At 53.5% G+C, this 230-nt stretch carries 1 protein-coding gene; it reads right to left on the reverse strand.

Annotated features, from left to right (window positions below; all coding sequences use genetic code 11):
- A partial coding sequence (locus NLU14_RS23000; RefSeq protein WP_275710976.1) for an S-layer homology domain-containing protein occupies positions 1-230 on the reverse strand: 230 nt, incomplete at both ends.

A 230-nucleotide genomic window follows, 5' to 3' on the forward strand; every position in this document is an offset into this window, starting at 1 on the left:
CGCTCTCGTAATCGCCGCGTCAGGCATGAATTCCGTATCGTTTACGCCTTCGATAATGAGACGGGAAGTCATGTCGTTCACTTCGGCGCCCGCCCAATGCGCGCTCATGTCTGCCATTACGCGAGGATTATAGATGACGGAATACGTGCTGTTGGTCAAGCTGTTGATTTTCGCGTATGACTTGCCGTTCTCTTGTACGACGACCGTCGGCTCGTGATACAGCTCTCCGT

This window comes from Marinobacter iranensis (genome assembly GCF_029207565.1).
Lineage (GTDB): Bacteria > Pseudomonadota > Gammaproteobacteria > Pseudomonadales > Oleiphilaceae > Marinobacter > Marinobacter iranensis.